Source organism: Streptosporangium sp. NPDC053982 (genome assembly GCF_055585205.1).
Genome location: NZ_JBVJKQ010000007.1, coordinates 339,656 through 358,400, shown reverse-complemented (window position 1 = coordinate 358,400; position 18,745 = coordinate 339,656). Strand labels below are relative to the sequence as shown.

Below are 18,745 nucleotides of genomic sequence, written 5' to 3'. Positions count from 1 at the left end.
CTACACAGAGAGATTCACCATGGACGTAACGTCAGCAGACGGCACCACCATCGCTTTCGACCGGTCCGGTGAAGGGCCCGCGGTCATCCTGGTGCAGGGTGGGTTCAGCGACCGCTCCCACCCGATCTGGACGGGTATGGCCGACGCTCTCGCCCCCGCTGGTTTCACCGTGTACAACTACGACCGCCGGGGACGCGGCGGCAGCGGCGACACGCAGCCGTACGCGGTCGAGCGGGAGATCGAGGACCTCGAGGCGATCATCAAGCACGCCGGCGGCGAGGCGATGGTGTTCGGCGGCTCCTCCGGCGGGGCGCTCGCCCTGGAGGCCGCGGCCCACGGGCTCGCGATCACCAAGCTCGCCGTGTACGAGCCGCCCTACATCGTCGACGAGAGCCGCGCGCCGGTCCCCCAGGACTTCGAGGCCCAGCTCGCCTCCCTCATCTCGGAGGGCCGTCGCGGCGACGTGGTCGCGCGCTTCATGACCGAGGCCGCCGAGGTCCCCGCCGAGATGGTGGACCAGATGCGCCAGTCCCCCTACTGGGAGGGCATGGAGGCCGTCGCGCACACCCTCGTCTACGAGGCCGCGGTCGTCGGCCCGGGCAACCAGCTGCCCGCCGAGCGGCTGTCCGGCGTCGACACCCCCACGCTCGTCCTGACCGGTGAGAACAGCGCCCCCTGGATGGGCAAGGCCGGCGCCGCCGTCGCCGACAAGCTGTCCAACGGCGAGCACCGCATCCTGGAGGGCCAGGCGCACGACGCCTCCCCCGAGGTCCTCGCCCCCGCGGTCGCGGAGTTCTTCAAGGCCAGGTCAACGACCCAGGGCTGATGCCCTGGGCTTGCGCCTCTCGCGCCTGCCTGGCTGGCAGGCGCGGGACGCACTGACCCCGCTTTCCACGGCGGGATCGTTGGGCGCGTTGACGAACACCCACGCCACCCCGGCCCGTCGTGCGACGTTGAGGGCGGCGATGTGATCGGCGGGCCCAGCGAACCCGCACGACCGACAAGAGAAGGCGTCCCGGGTGGGACGGTTGCCCCGGCAGACAGACCCGCACCAGGGCACCGGACACGTCTGGGAGGTGTAGGCCGGATCCACCGCCGTGTACGGCACGCCTGCGCGGCGGCCCTTGTAGGACAGGAACTCGCCCATCTGGTGGAACGGCCAGGACGAGAGCGTGGCCCGCTGGGATGGCCAGAACCGTACCCGCTCACGGATCCCCGCCAGATCTTCGACGGCGATGCCGCGCCCGGTGCGTTGCGCATCGGCCACGATCTCGTCGGCGATCTTGTGATTTACCTGGGCGGCGTGCCGGGATTCCCGCCCGGCGCGCCGCTTGAGCTTGCGCCGCGCGGACTTGGTGCCCTTGGCCTGCAGTTCGGCCCGGAGGCGGGCCATGCGCCGCCGGTAGCGGTTCAGCTCTCGGCCGCTGTGGTTGACGCCGTCGCTGGTGGTCGCCAGGTTCACGATGCCTCGGTCCACCCCGATCCACCCGGCCGGGGTGGTGTTGAGCGGCGCTTCGGGCACCTCACAGGTGGCGATCAGGAACCACATGCCGCCCCGGCACACCAGATCCGACTCACCCCGCCGGTGGGCGGCGAGCGTCGTGAGCTGGGCGGTCGAGCCGGTGAAGGCGAGGTCCTTGATCCGGCCGTGCACCGTCCAGATAGAGATGGTGCGGGCGTCGATGCGCCAGGACAGGCACCGGTCGTCAAAGGGGTGGGCGGCCTCGGGCCGGAACGCGATGGGTGTGCTCTCGGCCTTGCTCGGGCGCTTACCCTTCAGCCGTCCGGTGCGGATCAGGCCGCGCAGGGCGGCATAGGCGTCGGTGACCTTCTTGATGACGTGCTGGGCGGTCTGCGCCGACAGCCCATCGGCGCGCAGGTCGCCGTAAGTGCGTCGGCGCAGGTCGTAGACACCGAACGTGCTCGTCCGATGCGCAGTGCGGGAGACGGCGGTGGCGGCGGCGTTGACCGCGTGCAGGGTCGCCGCCAGGGCCGCCGCCTGCGCGGGCGTCGGCAGGAGCTTGACCTGCACCACCAGCTTCACCTCGAACACAGTAGCGACCGGCCCCTGCCCGCGTCCGGGAAAAGCCCGATGCCAGACCCGGCCGGATCCGGCCAGAGCGCGGCGATTCCTCCCGCGTGTGAACGCCCGGGGCTCCTCACTAGATAGCGCTGAACACCGGTCCCCCACGGCCCGGCCGCCCGCCGTACGACCCGTTCGTGACGGGTACGGCCCGGCCGCCGCGATCGGGGGGTCCACCGTGACGGCCGCCGGGAAGGCGTTTCCTCCCGGCGGCCGTCGTCATGCCCGGCCCCCGCTCCGACCTGGCCGTCGTCTCCCTCGGTACCCCAGGCTGTACCCCCATTGGGGTGCACGCGGGAGCGACCGGGAGGGCCCCCGGCTGATGTGCTGATCACTGTCAGTCAAACGCTCTTCCAGGAGAAAGTGAAATGACAGTCGACAGCCGGCCTGAGGCCGCGCGCTCCACCGGTGAGAGCGGGCTCCGGGGCTTCATCCGCCGCCATCCGTTGATCAGCTTTTTCACACTGGCCAACCTGATGAGCTGGGTGGCCTGGGTGCCCTACATCCTCTCGGCGACCGGCCTCGGAGTCTGGAACTTCCGCTTCCCGGAGGTGCTCGGCACCTCGCAGCTCACCGGGATGCTCCCCGGCGCCTATCTCGGCCCCATCTTCTCCGCCTACATCGTGACCAGGGTCACGGGCGGCAGGGAAGGCGTCCGCCGGTGGATACGGGGGATGACCAAGTGGCGGGTCAGCTGGGTCTGGTATCTCATCTCGGTCCTCGCCGTCCCCGTCGCCCTCATCGTCGCCGCCTCGGCCCTCTACGGCGAGGACGTCCGCATGCCACCCGTCGCCGTGCTGATCGCCTACGTGCCCGGCCTGCTGCTCCAGATGGTCACCACCGGTCTGGCCGAGGAGCCCGGCTGGCGTGACTTCGCGCTGCCCCGCATGCAGCGCAGGTTCGGCCCGCTGGGCGCCACCGCCCTCCTCGGCCCGCTGTGGGGCGTCTGGCATCTACCGCTTTATCTGAGCGAGTGGGGCGGATGGCCGGACGTCACCCTGATGAGAGTCGGCGAGTTCATCGCCTTCTGCTGCACCTTCAGCGTGGTCGTCACCTGGGTGTTCAACCGGACCGGACAGAGCCTGCCTCTGGTCATGCTGCTGCACGTCAGCGTCAACAACTTCATGTCGATGGTCTACGGGGCGATGTTCCCGTCGATCGACACCGCCGAGCAGGGGAGCCGCGTCACCCTGCTCGCGGCCGCCACGGCGGCGATCGTACTGCTCGCCGCGACCCGTGGCCGCCTCGGTTACCGTCCGGCCGAGGAGCCCACGCCGGAGCCCGCCGACGGAGCCGGAGACTCCTTGGCCGTCGATCCGACCGGCGCGGGGCACGTCGTCCACGGCCCCGGCCGTTGACGGTCCGGCCGTCGGGTCGTCAACGGCACGGTAGGCGGCAGTCCGCACCGGCCACCGCCCCGAAGGATCAAATGTCCTAAAATCTCTGGCCCAAGGGGGTGGCACGATGGCGGCGCACCAGCCGGAACCGGGCGGCACCCGGCGGGACGGCCGGAGGGGCGCCGCCGCACGCGTCCGTGACGTCTCCGTCGCGTTCGGACACCTCGTCGGCGGCCTCGGCACCGCGCTGCTGGCGCTCGCCGCCCTGGCATGGCTCGTCGTGGCCGGGCTCACCTGTGTGATCGGTGTGGGCCTGCTCCTGCTGCCCACCGTGCCGCGTGCCGTACGGGCCGTCGCCGAGCGGGAGCGTGACCGCCTGTCCCGCTGGGGACCGGAGATCGTCGGCATGGGGCCCGCACCGTCCGGCGCGCGCGCCGCGCTCGCCGACCCGGTCGTCCGGCGGGAGTTGGGCTGGCTCCTCGCGCACGGCACGCTGGGCCTGTTCCTCGGCCTGGCCGGGATGACCATGGTGCTGGACGCCGTGCAGAACATCACGTATCCGCTGTGGTGGCGGGCGCTGCCCGCGGAGGACCGCACCCCGACCCCGGTGTTCTGGGACGTGCGTGACGACGCCGACGCCATGGCGGTCGCGGCGCTCGGCGTGGCGATGGCCGTCTGCTTCCTGCTGCTGGGGCCGGGGATGGCCCGGTTGCAGGGGTGGCCGGGGCGCCGGCTTCTGACGCCCACCGCCGACGTCGACCTGTCGCTGCGGATCGCGCAGCTGTCGGCCACCCGCGCGGCGGCGCTGGACGCCCACGCCGCGGAGCTGCGGCGGATCGAACGCTCGCTGCACGACGGGGCGCAGAACCGGCTGGTCGCGGTCACCGTGCTGCTCGGCGCGGCCCGCCGCGCGCTGGCCCGGAACCGGCCGGACGCGGAGGACATGCTCGAACGCGCCCAGGAGACCGCCGAGCAGGCGCTGTCCGAACTCCGTACGGCCGTCCGCGGCATCCTGCCGCCCGTACTGGCCGACCGGGGGCTCGCCGGCGCGCTCGCCGGGCTCGCGGCGAACTGCGGTGTGCCCTGCCGAGTGGACGTCGACGCGCTCGGCAGGTGCCCCGCCTCCATCGAGGCCACCGCCTACTTCGTGACCGCCGAGGCGCTCACCAACGTCTCCAGGCACAGCCGGGCCCGGCACGCCACGGTGACCGTACGGCGTGCGGGCGACCGGCTGTGCCTGCGGATCGAGGACGACGGCGTCGGTGGCGCGGACGAACGGCGCGGCTCCGGGCTCCCCGGCATCCGCAGCCGGGTCGAGGCGCACGACGGCCGCCTCACCCTGACCAGCCCGCCCGGTGGGCCGACCGCGCTCGAAGTGGGGTTGCCGTGCGGATCGTGATAGCCGAGGACGACCCGCTGCTGCGCGAGGGGGTCGCGCTGCTGCTGCGCGCCGAGTCCCTCGACGTGGTGGCCACGACCGACCACCCGGACGCCTTCCTGGCGGCCGTCGCCGCCCACCGGCCCGACGTGGCCATCGTCGACGTCCGGATGCCCCCGACCCACACCGACGAGGGCATCACCGCGGCCGTCGAGGCCAGACGCCTTCAGCCCGGCCTGGCGGTGCTCGTGTTGTCCGCCTACGTCGAGGAGACGTTCGCCACCGAACTGCTCGCCGGCGGAACCGACCGGCTCGGATACCTGCTCAAGGAGAGGGTCGGCCGTGTCGACCAGTTCCTCGACGCCCTGCACCGGGTGGCCGCCGGGGGCACGGCCATCGACCCCGAGGTCGTCGCGCAGCTGCTCACCCGCACCCGCACCGACAGCGGGCTGGAACGGCTGACCGCCCGGGAGCACGACGTGCTCGCCGTGATGGCCGAGGGACTGGGCAACACCGCCATCTCCGAACGGCTCTTCATCAGCGAAGGCGCCGTCCACAAGCACATCCGCAGCATCTTCGCCAAACTCGACCTGGCGCCCGCCGACCGGGCGGACCGGAGGGTCACGGCCGTCCTGCGCTACCTGGAGGAGACCCGGCGCCGCGGCTGACGCCGTGCTGAGGTCCCGGCTCCGAGGCCGCACGAGCCCGGCGCTAGCGGGGCGTCCCGTCGTGCTCGCCTCCGCGGGCGAGACGCCGGAGTTGATATTCATGCACGTCGCTCACCCACTCCCAGCCGGGCTCGGCCGATGGGCCGATCCGCGGGTCGGCGGGGACCCGGCCGTCCCGCAGCGCGAGCACGTACGCCCGGTCCAGGTCGATCCGCGCCCGTATCTGATCGGCTCCGCCGACGGACCCGTGGCCGGGGACGACGACGTCGGCACCGCCCGCCATCTCCTCGATCAGGTCCAGCGCGGCGAGATGGTCCTCGACCGGGTCGGCGGCGTCCGGGTCGAGCATCGGAACCAGGACGTCGGAGAGCATGTCTCCGGCGACGAGGACCCCGCGCTCCTCGATCAGCAGGGCCGCATGGCCCGGGGCGTGCGCCTGATGCTCGATGATCCGGATCCTGGGGCCGTCCCAGGAGATCTCTGTGGTTTCGGCGGGCAGGCCGGTGATGCGGCCGAGGAGGTCGAGCGGCACCTGCCCGGCGACCTCCGTCTCCAGCAGGTGGTCGGCGACGCGGTCTTTCGCACCCGCGTCCGACAGCTGATCCCGTACGGTGGCCGCGCAGCGCGCCGTGCCGTACCGGGGGACCTCGCCGAGCCGTTCGTGCCAGAGCAGGTGGTCCCAGTCCGGATGCGTGGAGAACCCCGCCACGACGGATAGGCCCGCCTCACGGAGGTCGTCCGCGAGGCATTCGATCTCGGCGCCGGTCACCCCGGGGTCGATGAGCAGCACCCCGTCCCGGCCCCGCACGACGACGGCGTTGCTCCGCACGAACTCGCTCTGGTGGACCCACACGCCCTCCGCGACCCGCGTCAGCATGCGCTCATCTCCTTCGTGTCCCGGACGGCGTAGTGGTGCATCGTGACGCCGTGGGCGAACGATCGCTGCTCCAGGAGGTCGAGATCGATGGGCCGGTCGTAGTCGTCGAACAGCGGCCTGCCGAAGCCGAGGATCGAGGGATGGGTGAAGAGCAACAGCTCGTCGAGCAGACCGGCGCGGAGCAGCTGCGTCGCGAGCATCGCTCCGCCCACCCCGATGGTGCCGTCGGTCCGGGCACGCAGAGCGGCGAGCTGCTCGATCGCGTCGTCCCCGCCGATGACCCGGGTGCCGTGACCGGCGTCGCGGCGGGTGCGGGAGACGAGCACCTTGGGCGTCGTGGTCCAGATCTCGCCGTATTCACGCAGGACGTCAGGCAGCGACGCGTCCTCGCGTGCCCGCGGCCAGTACTCCTCCATGGTCTCGTACATGACCCGGCCCTGGACCATCATCGCGAGCGCCCGTGCCCGCGCGTTGAACTCGCGGTGCAGGTCCTCGTCGATGCGAAGCCACTCGCCGGCGCCATCGTCCCCCGGGACCTGCTCGATCCGCAGGTCGAGGGACACGTTCATCCAATACAGGAAACGGCCCATCATCTCCCCATCCCCATAGTGATTGCATTTCGCAACCACTATATTGGGGGCGAAACGCCTGTCAAGGAGGAGTCGTGGAACCACGGTCCGGATGCCCGGTCAACGCCGCCGTCGAGATACTCGGAGATCGCTGGTCGCTGCTCGTGCTGCGCGACGTCATCTTCGGTGACCGCCGGCACTTCCGTGCGCTGCTCACCGGATCGATCGAGGGCATCGCCTCGAACATCCTCGCCGACCGCCTCAAACGGCTCATCGACGCGGGGATCCTCACCCGCGGCACCGCGGCCCGCGGACAGCGCGCACGCTTCAGCCTCACCGAGGCCGGCATCCAGACCCTGCCGATCATCTACGCCCTCGGCAACTGGGGCCTCGACTGGAGATCCGGCAGCGCCGAGCTCCGAATCCGGCAGCAGATCATGCGCGACGAGGGCCCGGCGTTCGTCGAGGAGCTCATGGACGAGCTCCGCGTCCGCCACCTCGACGCCCCACCGAAACCGCACGACGGTCCGGGCGCGTTCGAGCGACTCGACGCCGCCTACACCGCCACCGCGGGGCGGACAGGCGAGGACCCGGCCGCACCTCATCCATGATCATCACGACTTCGATCGGCGTAGCCGGGGAGGCCTCCCCGGCTACGCTTGACGCGTCGCTTCATGCCGGGAACATCAAGGAGACCCGTAATTGGTGATCATCGCTCAGGAGACGTCGTTCGACGAGGCCGAGGTGCGTGAGCTCTACGACTCGGTCGGCTGGCACCCGTGGACGCGCGACGTCGCCCGGGTGTGCCGGAGCCTGGCCGGCTCGCACCTGGTCGTCACCGCCAGGGACGAGTCGGGCCGCCTGCTCGGCCTGGCACGGACGGTGTCCGACGACGAGGTCGTCTGCTATGTGCAGGAACTGCTGGTCAACGCCCGGTACCACGGCAAGGGCGTCGGCCGCCGGTTGCTGGAGCACCTCAAGGACCGGTACGCGCACTGCCGCTACTTCGTCCTCACCACCGACCACGAATCCACCCCCGAAAGCCCCGCCAATCACGCCTTCTACCGGCGCCTCGGACTGATCGAGCACCACGAGCAGGGCCTGTCGGCCTTCGGCCTGCGGGTACGCGACCCGAAGAGCCTCTGAAGCAGCCCTTGGGCGGGCGCGGAGGTCACCTTCCTCTCGCCATGGCAGGCGCGTCACAGGGCCACAGCGGGACGTCGCCTTGCTCGGGGCCGTGAGCGGGCCGCTGTCTCTTCGTGAAGGAACACGGCCCGTGACGGCGAACGGCCGAATCGACGGCTTCACCCGGAACGATATGAAAGAACTCCGGTCATGGACCCGCCCATCGGACAAACCGCTATCAGCGGGCTAGCATGGGGCGCTGCACCATAGAACGGAGAAATCATGTCATTTCAGGCATACCTTGACAATATTGAGGAAAAGACCGGGCTGACGCCGCGCGAGTTCATCACCCTGGCGAAGGAACGCGGCTTCGACGCCCCGGCCACGAAGGCCGGAGTGATCATCGATTGGCTGAAGCAGGACTACGATCTCGGCCGTGGACACGCGATGGCGCTGGTACACGTGATCAAGAAGGGGCCGCAGATCGACGCCAAGCACGTCGGCAGTTCGGGTTCCCACCGCGACGAATCCGACGTGCTGTGGCTGGACGGCAAGAACAACCGGCCCTGACGAGCCGGCCCGCCCCGGCCTCCGGACGACCGGACCGGTGACCGCCGGTACGGGCTCCGGGCCTTTTCCGAAGGCACGAAGCGTCCGAGGTCACGGACCTCTTCAAGGACCGAATGCCCGGCGCCCCTCCCCCGCGCCACGGACCGCCCGCCGTACGGCCTGCTTCCGCGTACGGCCCGGCCGCGACGACCGGGAGGACCACGACGGCCCCCAGGAAGGCTCCTCCTGGGGGCCGTCGTCATGCCCGGCCCTTGGATTCCCCCACGAACGACACCATGTCCCGCCTCATGGTTCCCAGCGGATGCGGCGCACACGGCCACACCGGGGCCTCCCTCGCGTTCGAGGGTCAGAAGTCGAACTCGCCCTTCTTCGCGCCGTCGATGAACGCGTCCCACACACTCGCGCTCACCACGAACGGCGCCCGCCCCGGAGCCTCGGTGTCACGCAACCCGACCCGCCCACCGGACAACGGAGCCACCTCCAGGCAGTTGCCCTGGTTGGACCCGCTCTTGGTGGCCTTGCGCCAGGCGGCGGTCTTCAGCTCGTCGCTCAGCTCCACAGTTTCTCCGCCTCTCTGATCAGGGTGAGGGACACGTGCCGGGGCTGCGCCTCGGCACGCAGGATGTCGTATCTGCTGCGCACAGCATCGACGTCCTCCGGGCGGCTTGTCACGTGCCCGTTGATCGTCGATTCGATGTACGCCGCGTCCGAGTCCTCCGGAAGCTGCGCGATCACGAAGCCGCCGAGAATGCCCGTCGTCACCCCCAGGGTCAGGGGAATGACCTGGACGCCGATCCGCGGCGACTCTACCGCCTCCAGAATCGCCTGGAGTTGACGGCGCATGGCTTTCCTCCCGCCGATCAGGCGGTGAAGGACTCCTTCGTCGATGATCGCCCGGAAAAGCGGCGGCTTGGTCCGGTTGAAGATCTGCTGCCTTTCCATTCGGGCGGCGACGGCCTTTTCCACCTGCTCATCGGATATGCCCGGCTCGCCGCGAATGACGGCCCGCGCGTACTCCTCGGTCTGCAGCAGGCCGGGGAAGACCAGGGGCTCCCAGGTGTGCAGGGTGTGCGCGTCCTGCTCGATGTCCAGCCAGCCGCGGAACCACCGGGGACTGGCGTCCCGGGTGATCTGCGACCAGAGCCGGATGAGGTTCCCGTTCGCGTCCAGGGCATCGTCGCAGCGTTGGGCCAGGTTACGGCTGGGGGTGCGCTCGCCCCGCTCGATGAAGCTCAGCAGGCTCCGGCTGAACTGCGTCGCCTCGGCGAGCGCCTGCTGGGTGAACCCGGCTCGCTTGCGGTGCTTGCACAGCTCGTTGCCGAAGAACGTCCACGGCTTTAGGGGGAGGCCGGCTTTGGAGTATTCCGACATCTTTCCTCCATCGGGAAAAGGGGGGTATATCCCGGCGCGCGGACGTCACAGCAATGACACAAAGTGTCACGGGTGTGTGCCTGGGGTTCCATACCCAAAGTAGTGGCCCGAGGGCACCCTGTGAAGGGAAACGTCTCGCGTGAGATCCCACGTGGAGGCCCTTTCGCCTCTCTAGAAGAGTCGCCTTCTGGATCTCCGAGAGAACCGGCGGAAATGTCCGGAAAAAGGAGGAACTAATGGCCGTCGAAAGAGCGGATCCGACCGGTCCGGGCGATCGACCCGGCCGTTCCGTGGGCACGGGTTTATCACCTTCCGGCAACCCCCACGCGAGCGAGCCGGACCACCCCGAACCGCCCTCCGCACCCGCGCCTCAGGGTGCCTCCGCACCCCCGCACCAGAGTGACCGTCTCCGGCCGGAGCGCCCCGAGCCGTCCGCTCCACCCCCGGCCCGGCGCGGACGGCACCGGCACGGCGCACCCGTCACGGCGGCCCGGCCTCACCCCTGGGACGGCGCCCACCGCGACTCCGCCCGGCGCCTGGACGAGGCCGAGCCCGCCTGGACCGTCTGGTACGGCGTCGGCACCCGCCGCTTCTACGCCGTCGCCGCCTGGCCCGCCCCGGAACCGCTGATCGTGCACGCCGCAGGGACCGACGGACTGCGCCGCCTGATGCGCGGCGCCGAACGCGCCGCCGGACCGTACCCCTCCCTCGCCGCTCCGGCCGGTCCGAATGGGGGCCGGACCACTCCCCTGTCGGCACCCGTCCCGCCGTCACTCCCGGAAGACGCCATGCCCGTGACGCCGTACGGCCCGCGCGCCGCGCAGTGGACGCTCCCCCACGACCTGTCGGTCATCGGCAAGACGCGCGGGCTGGTGGAGGAGACGCTCACCGCATGGGGCCTCGGCCACCTCGCCGACGACGTGGTCCTGACCGCCGGCGAACTGCTGGCCAACGCCATCTCCTACGGCGAGCCACTGGTCCGGCTCACCCTCCGCGCGGAGGACGGGGCGCTGTGGATCGAGGTGTCCGACCGCGGCCCCGAACTGCCGCGCCGCCTGAACCTCGGCCTCGACGCCGTCCACGGCCGCGGCCTGACCATCGTCGAAGCCCTCTCCGACGCCTTCGGCGTCACCCCACTCCCCGACACCCCCGGCAAAACCGTCTGGGCCCGCTGGGACCTTCCGCGGTGAAGAGCCCCGGTAGGGGTGATACCGCGCCGGCTGTCCAGAGTGGTGCCCGTCCATCGATCCGCCTCCATGACGGACCGCGCACCGGCACTTCCAGCGGCGGAAAGAATCCGGCTCAGGCGTCGAGAAGGTGATCCGTCATGGAACGTTCAATTCGAGTCGGCCGTCCAACCGATCATGAAACTTCGACATCCGAAGCGCTCGCTCGCTCTGCTGTGTGCTCTGGCGGCGCCGGTGTTGTACGCCGGAGTGACCCTGATCGCACTCCAGTCGGCCGTCCGGGCGGGGCTCGACTCCATGTACGAAAATCCACTGCTGCCGAGCCAGCTGGACGGGGAGATCGCGTCGGCGCGGAGAATGTTGCTCGGCATCGCTCTCATCCTCGCCGTCGAGGCGGCCGTATTGGCCGTATCGGGTGGCCGGCTGAACCGTCGATCCACCGTCGGGGGCCTCGTGCTGTGCACGGCCGTCGGCACGGCATACCTGTTCACTCTCGTGCTGGCTCTGTTGAGCACTTACGTGATCTTGTTTTATTTCGCCCTCGACGTCGTTCTCGGGTCTCTTTTCCCAGGCTGGTACTTTCCCGTGCTGATCGCCATCGCCGTCATGGCCGTCACCGCGCTGGCCGTCTGGTTGTCCGCCGCGGTCAGGAGGTTCCCCGCCTCCTGACCCTCACCGGCCGCCTCCGGTCGTACCGCGTCGTGCATGACGCGCCGGCGAACGGGCAGTCGGTGAGGCATGGCCATGACTCGACTGCTCGCGCAGATGACGATCGTCGACCTCGAACGCGCCATCGGATGGTATGCGAAGCTGTTCGGCAGGGACGCCGACGCCCGGCCCATGGACGGCATGGCCGAGTGGCATCTGGCTCCGAACTTCGGCGTGCAGCTGTGGGAGGACGCCGAACGCGCCGGACGTTCGACGATGGTCGTGGACGAGTCCGACCTGGACGCCCTCGCCGACAGGCTGACACGTGAGGGTATAGATCACGGAGTCCGGCAGGTCACCGCCTCACGCATCCTCGTCGTGACCGACCCCGACGGCAACGGCATCGTGTTCTCGGGGGCATGACCCCGGCGACATGAGGTGCGCCCGGAGTGTCAGGTGACGCGACGGAGGACAAACCGTTTGCCCGGGGCGAACGGGGCACAGCATGATCGAGTATGGCTGTGACGAGGGAACTGCTGCTCGCCTACTACGGGCAGGACAGGGAGGACGGCCGGCTTCGTACGGGGCACGGCCGGCTGGAGCTCTGGCGGACGCAGGACGTGCTGCGCCGTACGCTGCCCCCGGCTCCGGCCCGGGTGCTGGACGTGGGCGGCGGCACCGGGGTGCACGCCGAGTGGCTGGCCGCCGACGGCTACGACGTCGAACTGCTGGACCCGGTGCCCCTGCACGTGGAGCGGGCCTCGAAGCTGGCCGGGGTGACGGCGCGGCCGGGTGACGCGCGGGAACTGCCGGTGCCGGACGCGAGCGTGGACGCGGTGCTGCTCCTGGGCCCGCTCTACCACCTGACCGAACGCGCCGACCGGGTGCGGGCGCTGGCAGAGGCCCGGCGCGCGGTACGGCCCGGCGGCACGGTGGCCGCCGCGACCATCAACCGCCACGCGGCCGTGCACGACATGGTCCTCACCGGCTTCTACGCTCAGGAGCAACCGCGGGAGGCGGCGCACGCGGCGGTGCGGGACGGGCACATCGTCTCCCCCGGCGACGGTTTCCCCGCCTACCTCCACGACCCGGAGGACATTCCCGGAGAGTTCGCCGACGCGGGTCTTCCCGGCGCCGAGCGGTACGGGCTGGAAGGCGCCTTCTGGCTGTACGGAGACGTCGACGACTGGCTCGATGACCCGGAACGCCGCCGGCTCCTGCTCGACGCCCAGCGGTCGATGGAGTCGGTGCCCTCGCTCCTGGGGGTCAGCGCCCACCTGCTGACCGTCGCCCGGCGTCCCCGGGCCGACGCCTGACCGTACGGGCCGGGTTTCCGTGCGCCGAGGCGGTCACCCGGTCTGCTCGTCACAGACCGGGCTAGGCACGGTCTGCGTCACAGACCGGGGCCGGGCACGGTTCGCACGAGCTCCATGAGGGCGATCGGAGGACCCTCGCCGAAGTCGTGGTCGTGTCGCCTGCCGGTCTCGCCGAAACCGTGCTTGGCGTAGAAACGGCGCGCCTGGGGTGAATCCCGGAGCGTCCACAGGTGCACGCGGTCGTAGCCGCCCTCCCTCAGCCGGCCCAGTGTGGCGACCAGCAGGGCCGCCGCGAGACCGCTGCCCCAGACGTCCGGGTGGGCGAAGAAGGTGTGGATCTCCGCGAGACCGGGATCGGAGGAGGCCCCGAAGCGGGCGAAGGCTCCCGGCCGACCGTCCATGACCGCGATCAGGATCGTGTCCTCGTCCTCCGCCCTGTCCTCGGCCAGGATGGCGTTCCACTTGGTGCGCCGCTCCTGGACACCGGCGGCGGCGACCTCCGGCGTGCACAGCGGGCCGTGCGAGACGCCCCAGGAGGTCGCGTGGATCTCGCCGAGGACGTCCCCGTCGCCGGGCCCCGCCTCACGGATCTTGATCATGCCCTTCATGGAGGAGACCCTACGCGGTGGGGTCGAGGGATGGGCTTCGCCCTTCGGGTCACCGGGGGTACGGTCAGCGGCCGGTCACGCCTCCGGCCTACCGCACGCCGGGCCGGCCGGTCGATCTCGTGGGGAAGCCGGGCGCGCGGACGCGCCGGGGCCGTCGTATGGACGGCCCCGGCGCGGTGTGCCGGAGTGCGGAGGGCGGGATCGGTCCTCCTCGGCGGGGGCGCGGAGGGCGGGGGTCTGCCCTCCTCACCGGAAGGCGGGGCGGGCCGGGGTCAGCCCTCTTCGCCGGAGGGGAGGACCAGGCGGCGCAGGACGGCGCCGAACGACGTCACCATGTCGTCGATGGTGGCGGGGTCGAAGAGGTTGCTGTTGTAGGCCATGGAACCGACGATCTCACCGCCGGGTTCGAGCTCCAGGTGCCACATCGCGCCGTCCGGGATGTCGCCGCCCACCGGCTGCGACAGCAGCCGCCTGCGGATCACCGAGTACTCCAGATCCCCGGCGGTGCCGCGCTCGGAGGGGAACGGCGACCGGAACACCTGGAAGGCGACCAGGGCCATGTCGTCCTGCATCACCGGCAGCATGAGCTCCGGGGCCTGCTGGAGGACCTGGCCGAACGGGATGTCGTGGGAGTAGGCCTGGACGCAGCTCGTCCGGACCCGGGTGACGACGTCGCGGAAGTCGTCGCAGCCGGTCAGGTCCGTCCGCAGCGGCATGAAGTTGAAGAACGACCCCACGGTCTCGTGGAACCGCGCCGGGCCCCGGCCGGAGGAGAAGGTCGGGATGACGACGTCGTCGGTCCCGGTCTTCTCCTGGAGGAACCGCACGTAGGCGGCGAGCAGCACCATGAACGGCGAGCAGCGGGTCTCCTTGCCGATCCGCTGGACGGCCGAGGTGACGTCTGCGGGAAAGGTGAAGCGCCGCCAGCCGGTCAGCTTGGGCAGGCCGGCCGAGTGGGGGTGGTCGGTCCTCGTGCCCAGCATGTGGGCGCCGTCCAACTTCTCCCGCCAGTACGCCTGCGCCTTGCCCAGCCACTGCGGGTCCACGCCGGAGCGCTCCCAGGCGACGTAGTCGCGGTACTGCGGCACATCGGGCAGTTCGGCGTCGTGCCCGCTCCGGACCGCGTACCGGGCGGCCAGGTCGCGCATGAGGACCCGCATCGACCACTCGTCGACGGCGGTGTGGTGGGCCATCAGCGCGAGCACCGCGTCGCGCTCGTCGAACCGGCCGACCACGGCGCGCAGCAGCGGCAGGTCGCTCATCGGGTACGGCTCGGCCTCGACCTCGTTGAGCAGCTGCTCGGCGGCCAGCTCGCGGTCGGCGAGGGCGAGGCCGGACAGGTCGCGGACGTCGAGCCGCGCCAGGCCGGGCGGGGCGATCAGCTGGTGGCCGTCCTCGCCTCGGCGGATCTCGGTGCGCAGGGCCTCGTGCCGGGCGACGACGTCGTGCAGGGCCCGCTGCAGGGCGGCCGGGTCGAGGGGCCCGGTGAGCCGCCAGCCGCAGACGATGGTGTAGCGGGGGCCGAACGGCCCCTCCTCGTCTCCCTTGTCGAACGCGCGCAGGAACTCCTGGTTGAACGACAGGGGGACGCGGTCCGGCCCGTCGCTCGTGATGTCGGCGGTCAGGCTTGGCACCTCGGAAACGCTCATTGCTCCTGGCTCCTCATGCCGGCGTGCTGCTTGCTTCGTGGGGTGGGGGTTGCGTCGTCGGGCCGGGGTCTCGCCGTCGGCCCAGGGCCGGGCGCGGGCGGTTCGGGGATCGCCGCCAGGCGGCGCAGCGTGTCGCGGTCCGCCTTGCCGCCGGCGGTGCGCGGCAGGCGGCCGACGACGGTGAAGGTCACGGGCGGCGTGGCCCGGCCGAACCACCGGCGCAGGGCGGCCCGCCAGGCGGCCGGCGTCGCGTCGCCGGCCGCGGGGTCGCGCGGCACGATGTAGGCGGCCAGGCCGGCGACCTGCCGGTGTCTGCCGGGAACGGCCACCACCGCGCACTCGGCCACCGAGTCGTGCGCGGCCAGCGCCGACTCGACGTCGCCGAGTTCGAGGCGGACGCCGTTGACCTTCACCTGGTGGTCGCGGCGGCCGTGGAACTCCAGCAGCCCGTCCTCGGTGCGGCGTCCCCGGTCGCCGGTGCGGTAGAAGCGGTCCGGCCCGTGCGCGCCCGGCGGCGGCCGGAAGCCCGACAGGTCCCCGGCCGCCGCGCCGACGTATCCCGGCGTGACGTACGGGCTGCGGACGACCAGGTCGCCGACGGCTCCGTCGGGGCAGGGCCGGTCCCGGCCGTCCAGCACCAGGATGTCCCGGCCGGGGATGGGCCGGCCGATCGGGACGCGGTCGCCCTCCGTCCCGGTCACCTCGTGCCAGGCCGCCAGGATCGACTCGGTGGGGCCGTACAGGTTGACCAGCCGTACGGCGGGCAGCGCCGCGCGGACGCCGTCCGCCAGCTCGCCGGTCAGCGCCTCCCCGGCCAGCAGGAGGCAGCCGAGCGAGGCGGGCGGCCGCGCGCCGGGGGCGGTGACGGCCTCCAGCAGGCGGCGGGCGAAGCTCGGGACCGTCTGCAGGTGCGTGACGCCTTCGGCGGCGAGCCAGGCGGCGAGCTTCTCCGGGTTGGCCCGCAGCTTCGCCGGGACCGGGCAGAGGGTCGCGCCCGAGGTGAGCGGGGCGAACATCTCCACCAGGCTCGCGTCGTAGCCGGGCGCCGCCCACTGGGCCACCCTGGCTCCGGGGCCGATCCGGAATTCCGCGGCGAACCAGTCCATGAACTGGGCGAAGCCACGGTGGGTCTGGGGGATGCCCTTGGGACGGCCGGTGGAGCCGGAGGTGTAGGTGACGTACATCCACCCGTCCAGCCGGTCGTCCGCCCGCCCGTCCGGGTGGCCGCCCGCCGCGTCCGCCGTCTCCGGGGTCTCCCCCGCCACGAGGTCCGCGTCCGCACCGGTCCGGACATCCCCGCCTGTTCCCGGTGACGGCACGGGTGACGCCGCGGAGCCCGGGGACGGCCCGGCGTCCAGGACCGTTCCGCCCAGGGCGTCGCGGTACCAGGTCAGGAGGTCGTCCCCGGCCGGGGCGGCCCCGTCGAGCAGCAGGAACGCCGGCCGCAGGTCCTCAAGGACCGCCCTGCTGCGCCCGCCCGCCTCGGAGGTGTCGAGGCAGAGCAGGTGGCCGCCGGCGGCGAGGACGCCGAGCGCCGCCGCCGCCAGGCCGGGTCCCGGGTCCATCCGCACCGCCACCGGCAGGCCGCGCACCCCGCCGGCGTCCCGCAGGACGCCGGCGACCGCGTCGGCCCGCCGCAGCAGGTCGCGGTAGGAGACTCCTCGTCCCTCCCCGGTGACGGCGACCGCGTCGGGGGTCGCCCGGGCGTGCCGCCGTACCAGCTCATGGACCGGCCGCCCGGTGAAGACGGCGGCCGTCACCGGGGAGGCGGTCACGACACCGACGCCTTGGGCTTCTCCGCCGGCGTGGACGGGCTGCGGCGCGGCTGCGCGGCCGGCTTGCCCCAGGGCAGGGCGTTCCACAGGATGCGGGCGAGCATCTTCGGCCGCATCAGCGCCTCGGGACCGTCGATCAGGCCGGCGCCGCGCATGTAGGCGGCGGCGACCACGCCGTCGCGGGTGGCGGCGGTCTGCACCAGGTTCAGGAACGCCTGGGCCGCGCGGAGCTGCGGGGTGCGCTGCCCCTCGACGCCGGGGAAGCTGAGGTCCACGGTGTGGGTCATCTCCCACGGCTGGTCGATGACGTTGCGCGACAGGTCGGAGAAGTACTGGAAGGGGTCGGGGGCCGCGCCGGTGTGCAGGTGCTGGCGGATGACCAGCGCGCTGAGCGCGGCGACGGTCATGCCCTGGGCGTACACCGGGTTGAAGCAGCACACCGCGTCGCCGGTGACCAGCAGGCCGTCGGGGAAGCGGGTCATCTTCTCGTAGTGGCGGCGCAGGGTCGTGGGGAAGCGGAACGCCACCGGCTCGTCCAGCGGCTCGGCGTGCTGCAGGGCGTCGTAGATGTCGGGCACCGCGAGCGACTTGATCCACTCGTACAGGCCCTCCTGGGTGGTCGGCGGGTGGTCGCCCAGGATGCCGTAGGTGGTCAGCTCGACCCGGTCGCCGTCGGTCTTGGTGAAGATGGCGCCGCGGGGCAGCTCGGGCGAGGCGACCGGGTTGATGGACAGGTCGCCGTGGTAGGGGTCGGCGGTCAGGCGGTAGTGCTGGGTGACGTAGCCCAGACCGATCTTCGTCCGCTCCTCCTCGACCCGGGCGTAGCCCAGGGCCTCCAGCCAGATGGGGGTGCGCGAGCCACGGCCGGTGGCGTCGACCACGAGGTCGGCGTCGATGACCTTCTCGCCGGCGCCCTCCTCCTCCAGCGGCTGCACCCGCACGCCGGTGACCCGGCTGTTGTCGGGCGTGGTCTCCAGGCCGAGGATGTCGTGCCGCTCGGCGAAGGCGATGTTGGTCAGCGCCCGGGTCCGCTCACGGATGTGGTGCTCCAGCTTGGGACGGCTGGCGGCCACGCACACCAGGCCGGCGTGCTGCTGCTTGATGGGCTTGCCGTGGAAGTACCAGCGGACGTTCCCGGCGAGGTCGCCGGTGGGCACGCCGTCGGCGAACAGCTCCTCGGTGATCCCCGGGTACAGCTCCTCCATGACCTGCTGGCCGCGGGCCAGCAGTCCGTTGATGTGGCGGCTCTGCGGGCAACCCCGGCGCGGCCCCTCCACTCCGATCAGGACGTCGCGGTCGACGATGAGCACCTCGTCATAGGCGTCGGCGAGCACCCGGGCCGCGAACAGCCCAGCGAGGCTTCCACCGAGCACCACCGCACGGGTCTTTGCCACATCACCCATTGGAGCGCCTCCTCGGCTCAAGATTTCCTTCAGCGATCCGTCGTCGCCCGCCGGTCCCGTACGGCCGGCCGGGGCGCCCGCCCTTCTCCGTGAGACGGGCGGTCCGCTGCTCTATCCGCTACAGCGTCACATCCGGAATTACACCGGGCATCTTCTGGAATGCTGCCTGGCGGACCCGGAA

20 protein-coding genes are annotated in these 18,745 nt (G+C 71.5%); 11 read left to right on the top strand and 9 right to left on the bottom strand.

The genetic code is table 11. From position 1 onward, the window contains the following. Positions 1 to 19 precede the first annotated feature (19 nt). Positions 20 to 826 (top strand): alpha/beta fold hydrolase, encoded by an 807-nt coding sequence (locus ACZ6W9_RS15155; RefSeq protein ID WP_389963484.1) that lies wholly within the window; start codon positions 20 to 22, stop codon positions 824 to 826. Here the strand turns inward: ACZ6W9_RS15155 and ACZ6W9_RS15150 are convergent. Next, on the bottom strand, positions 809 to 2,044 hold the full coding sequence (locus ACZ6W9_RS15150) for an RNA-guided endonuclease InsQ/TnpB family protein (RefSeq protein ID WP_389963481.1): 1,236 nt from the start codon (positions 2,042 to 2,044) through the stop codon (positions 809 to 811). The two genes, ACZ6W9_RS15155 and ACZ6W9_RS15150, sit on opposite strands and share 18 nt — an antisense overlap. Positions 2,045 to 2,451: 407 nt before the next feature. On the opposite strand from ACZ6W9_RS15150, the gene ACZ6W9_RS15145 reads away from it, so the two are divergent. The 3 genes from ACZ6W9_RS15145 (at position 2,452) to ACZ6W9_RS15135 (ending at position 5,466) form a co-directional block, all read left to right on the top strand. After that, positions 2,452 to 3,441: a CPBP family intramembrane glutamic endopeptidase gene (locus ACZ6W9_RS15145; RefSeq protein ID WP_470118174.1), complete on the top strand. Its 990-nt coding sequence runs from the start codon at positions 2,452 to 2,454 to the stop codon at positions 3,439 to 3,441. Between the two features lie 106 nt (positions 3,442 to 3,547). Beyond that, positions 3,548 to 4,819, top strand: a complete 1,272-nt coding sequence (locus ACZ6W9_RS15140) for a sensor histidine kinase (protein ID WP_470118172.1) — start codon at positions 3,548 to 3,550, stop codon at positions 4,817 to 4,819. Then, the gene (locus ACZ6W9_RS15135) at positions 4,807 to 5,466 is read left to right on the top strand and encodes a response regulator transcription factor (RefSeq protein WP_389963472.1); all 660 of its coding nucleotides are present in this window, start codon (positions 4,807 to 4,809) and stop codon (positions 5,464 to 5,466) included. Before ACZ6W9_RS15140 ends, ACZ6W9_RS15135 begins: the two co-directional genes overlap by 13 nt. A 43-nt stretch (positions 5,467 to 5,509) precedes the next feature. Here ACZ6W9_RS15135 and ACZ6W9_RS15130 read toward each other — a convergent pair whose 3' ends face one another. Together ACZ6W9_RS15130 and ACZ6W9_RS15125 are read right to left on the bottom strand one after the other, a co-directional pair. Further along, complete coding sequence (locus ACZ6W9_RS15130) at positions 5,510 to 6,343, bottom strand: MBL fold metallo-hydrolase (RefSeq protein WP_389963470.1); 834 nt, start codon at positions 6,341 to 6,343, stop codon at positions 5,510 to 5,512. Next, positions 6,337 to 6,912: a dihydrofolate reductase family protein gene (locus ACZ6W9_RS15125; RefSeq protein WP_389963467.1), complete on the bottom strand. Its 576-nt coding sequence runs from the start codon at positions 6,910 to 6,912 to the stop codon at positions 6,337 to 6,339. Before ACZ6W9_RS15125 ends, ACZ6W9_RS15130 begins: the two co-directional genes overlap by 7 nt. A 95-nt stretch (positions 6,913 to 7,007) precedes the next feature. On the opposite strand from ACZ6W9_RS15125, the gene ACZ6W9_RS15120 reads away from it, so the two are divergent. The 3 genes from ACZ6W9_RS15120 (at position 7,008) to ACZ6W9_RS15110 (ending at position 8,607) form a co-directional block, all read left to right on the top strand. Then, on the top strand, positions 7,008 to 7,523 hold the full coding sequence (locus ACZ6W9_RS15120; RefSeq protein WP_389963464.1) for a winged helix-turn-helix transcriptional regulator: 516 nt from the start codon (positions 7,008 to 7,010) through the stop codon (positions 7,521 to 7,523). A gap of 94 nt (positions 7,524 to 7,617) precedes the next feature. Continuing rightward, positions 7,618 to 8,058 (top strand): GNAT family N-acetyltransferase, encoded by a 441-nt coding sequence (locus ACZ6W9_RS15115; RefSeq protein WP_470118169.1) that lies wholly within the window; start codon positions 7,618 to 7,620, stop codon positions 8,056 to 8,058. Between the two features lie 261 nt (positions 8,059 to 8,319). Continuing rightward, a complete protein-coding gene (locus ACZ6W9_RS15110) occupies positions 8,320 to 8,607 on the top strand; it encodes a DUF4287 domain-containing protein (protein ID WP_389963458.1) in 288 nt (95 codons plus the stop codon). A 346-nt stretch (positions 8,608 to 8,953) separates the two neighbouring features. On the opposite strand, the gene ACZ6W9_RS15105 is transcribed toward ACZ6W9_RS15110, so the two are convergent. Next, positions 8,954 to 9,166, bottom strand: a complete 213-nt coding sequence (locus ACZ6W9_RS15105) for a DUF397 domain-containing protein (RefSeq protein WP_389963455.1) — start codon at positions 9,164 to 9,166, stop codon at positions 8,954 to 8,956. Further along, positions 9,157 to 9,978 carry a helix-turn-helix domain-containing protein gene (locus ACZ6W9_RS15100; RefSeq protein WP_470118167.1) on the bottom strand — a complete coding sequence of 274 codons (822 nt, stop codon included), beginning with the start codon at positions 9,976 to 9,978 and terminating at the stop codon, positions 9,157 to 9,159. The genes ACZ6W9_RS15105 and ACZ6W9_RS15100 overlap by 10 nt, the downstream gene beginning before the upstream one ends. A gap of 236 nt (positions 9,979 to 10,214) precedes the next feature. Between ACZ6W9_RS15100 and ACZ6W9_RS15095 the strand changes: the two genes are divergently transcribed. The 4 genes from ACZ6W9_RS15095 to ACZ6W9_RS15080 all read left to right on the top strand — a co-directional run bounded on the left by ACZ6W9_RS15095 (position 10,215) and on the right by ACZ6W9_RS15080 (position 13,129). Further along, entirely contained in the window at positions 10,215 to 11,168 is a 954-nt protein-coding gene (locus ACZ6W9_RS15095) for an ATP-binding protein (protein ID WP_470118165.1), read from the top strand. Positions 11,169 to 11,414: 246 nt separating this feature from the next. Continuing rightward, positions 11,415 to 11,834, top strand: a complete 420-nt coding sequence (locus ACZ6W9_RS15090) for a hypothetical protein (RefSeq protein ID WP_389963446.1) — start codon at positions 11,415 to 11,417, stop codon at positions 11,832 to 11,834. 75 nt (positions 11,835 to 11,909) lie between these two features. Then, complete coding sequence (locus tag ACZ6W9_RS15085; protein ID WP_389963443.1) at positions 11,910 to 12,236, top strand: VOC family protein; 327 nt, start codon at positions 11,910 to 11,912, stop codon at positions 12,234 to 12,236. Between the two features lie 92 nt (positions 12,237 to 12,328). Further along, entirely contained in the window at positions 12,329 to 13,129 is an 801-nt protein-coding gene (locus ACZ6W9_RS15080) for a class I SAM-dependent methyltransferase (RefSeq protein ID WP_470118163.1), read from the top strand. Between the two features lie 77 nt (positions 13,130 to 13,206). Here the strand turns inward: ACZ6W9_RS15080 and ACZ6W9_RS15075 are convergent, their stop codons facing one another. The 4 genes from ACZ6W9_RS15075 to ACZ6W9_RS15060 form a co-directional block, all read right to left on the bottom strand. Next, complete coding sequence (locus ACZ6W9_RS15075; RefSeq protein WP_389963437.1) at positions 13,207 to 13,737, bottom strand: GNAT family N-acetyltransferase; 531 nt, start codon at positions 13,735 to 13,737, stop codon at positions 13,207 to 13,209. Between the two features lie 272 nt (positions 13,738 to 14,009). Next, positions 14,010 to 15,386: a condensation domain-containing protein gene (locus ACZ6W9_RS15070; protein ID WP_470118161.1), complete on the bottom strand. Its 1,377-nt coding sequence runs from the start codon at positions 15,384 to 15,386 to the stop codon at positions 14,010 to 14,012. Next, a complete protein-coding gene (locus ACZ6W9_RS15065; protein WP_470118159.1) occupies positions 15,383 to 17,161 on the bottom strand; it encodes an amino acid adenylation domain-containing protein in 1,779 nt (592 codons plus the stop codon). Before ACZ6W9_RS15065 ends, ACZ6W9_RS15070 begins: the two co-directional genes overlap by 4 nt. After that, entirely contained in the window at positions 17,158 to 18,564 is a 1,407-nt protein-coding gene (locus ACZ6W9_RS15060; RefSeq protein ID WP_389963428.1) for an FAD-dependent oxidoreductase, read from the bottom strand. Before ACZ6W9_RS15060 ends, ACZ6W9_RS15065 begins: the two co-directional genes overlap by 4 nt. Positions 18,565 to 18,745 lie beyond the last annotated feature (181 nt).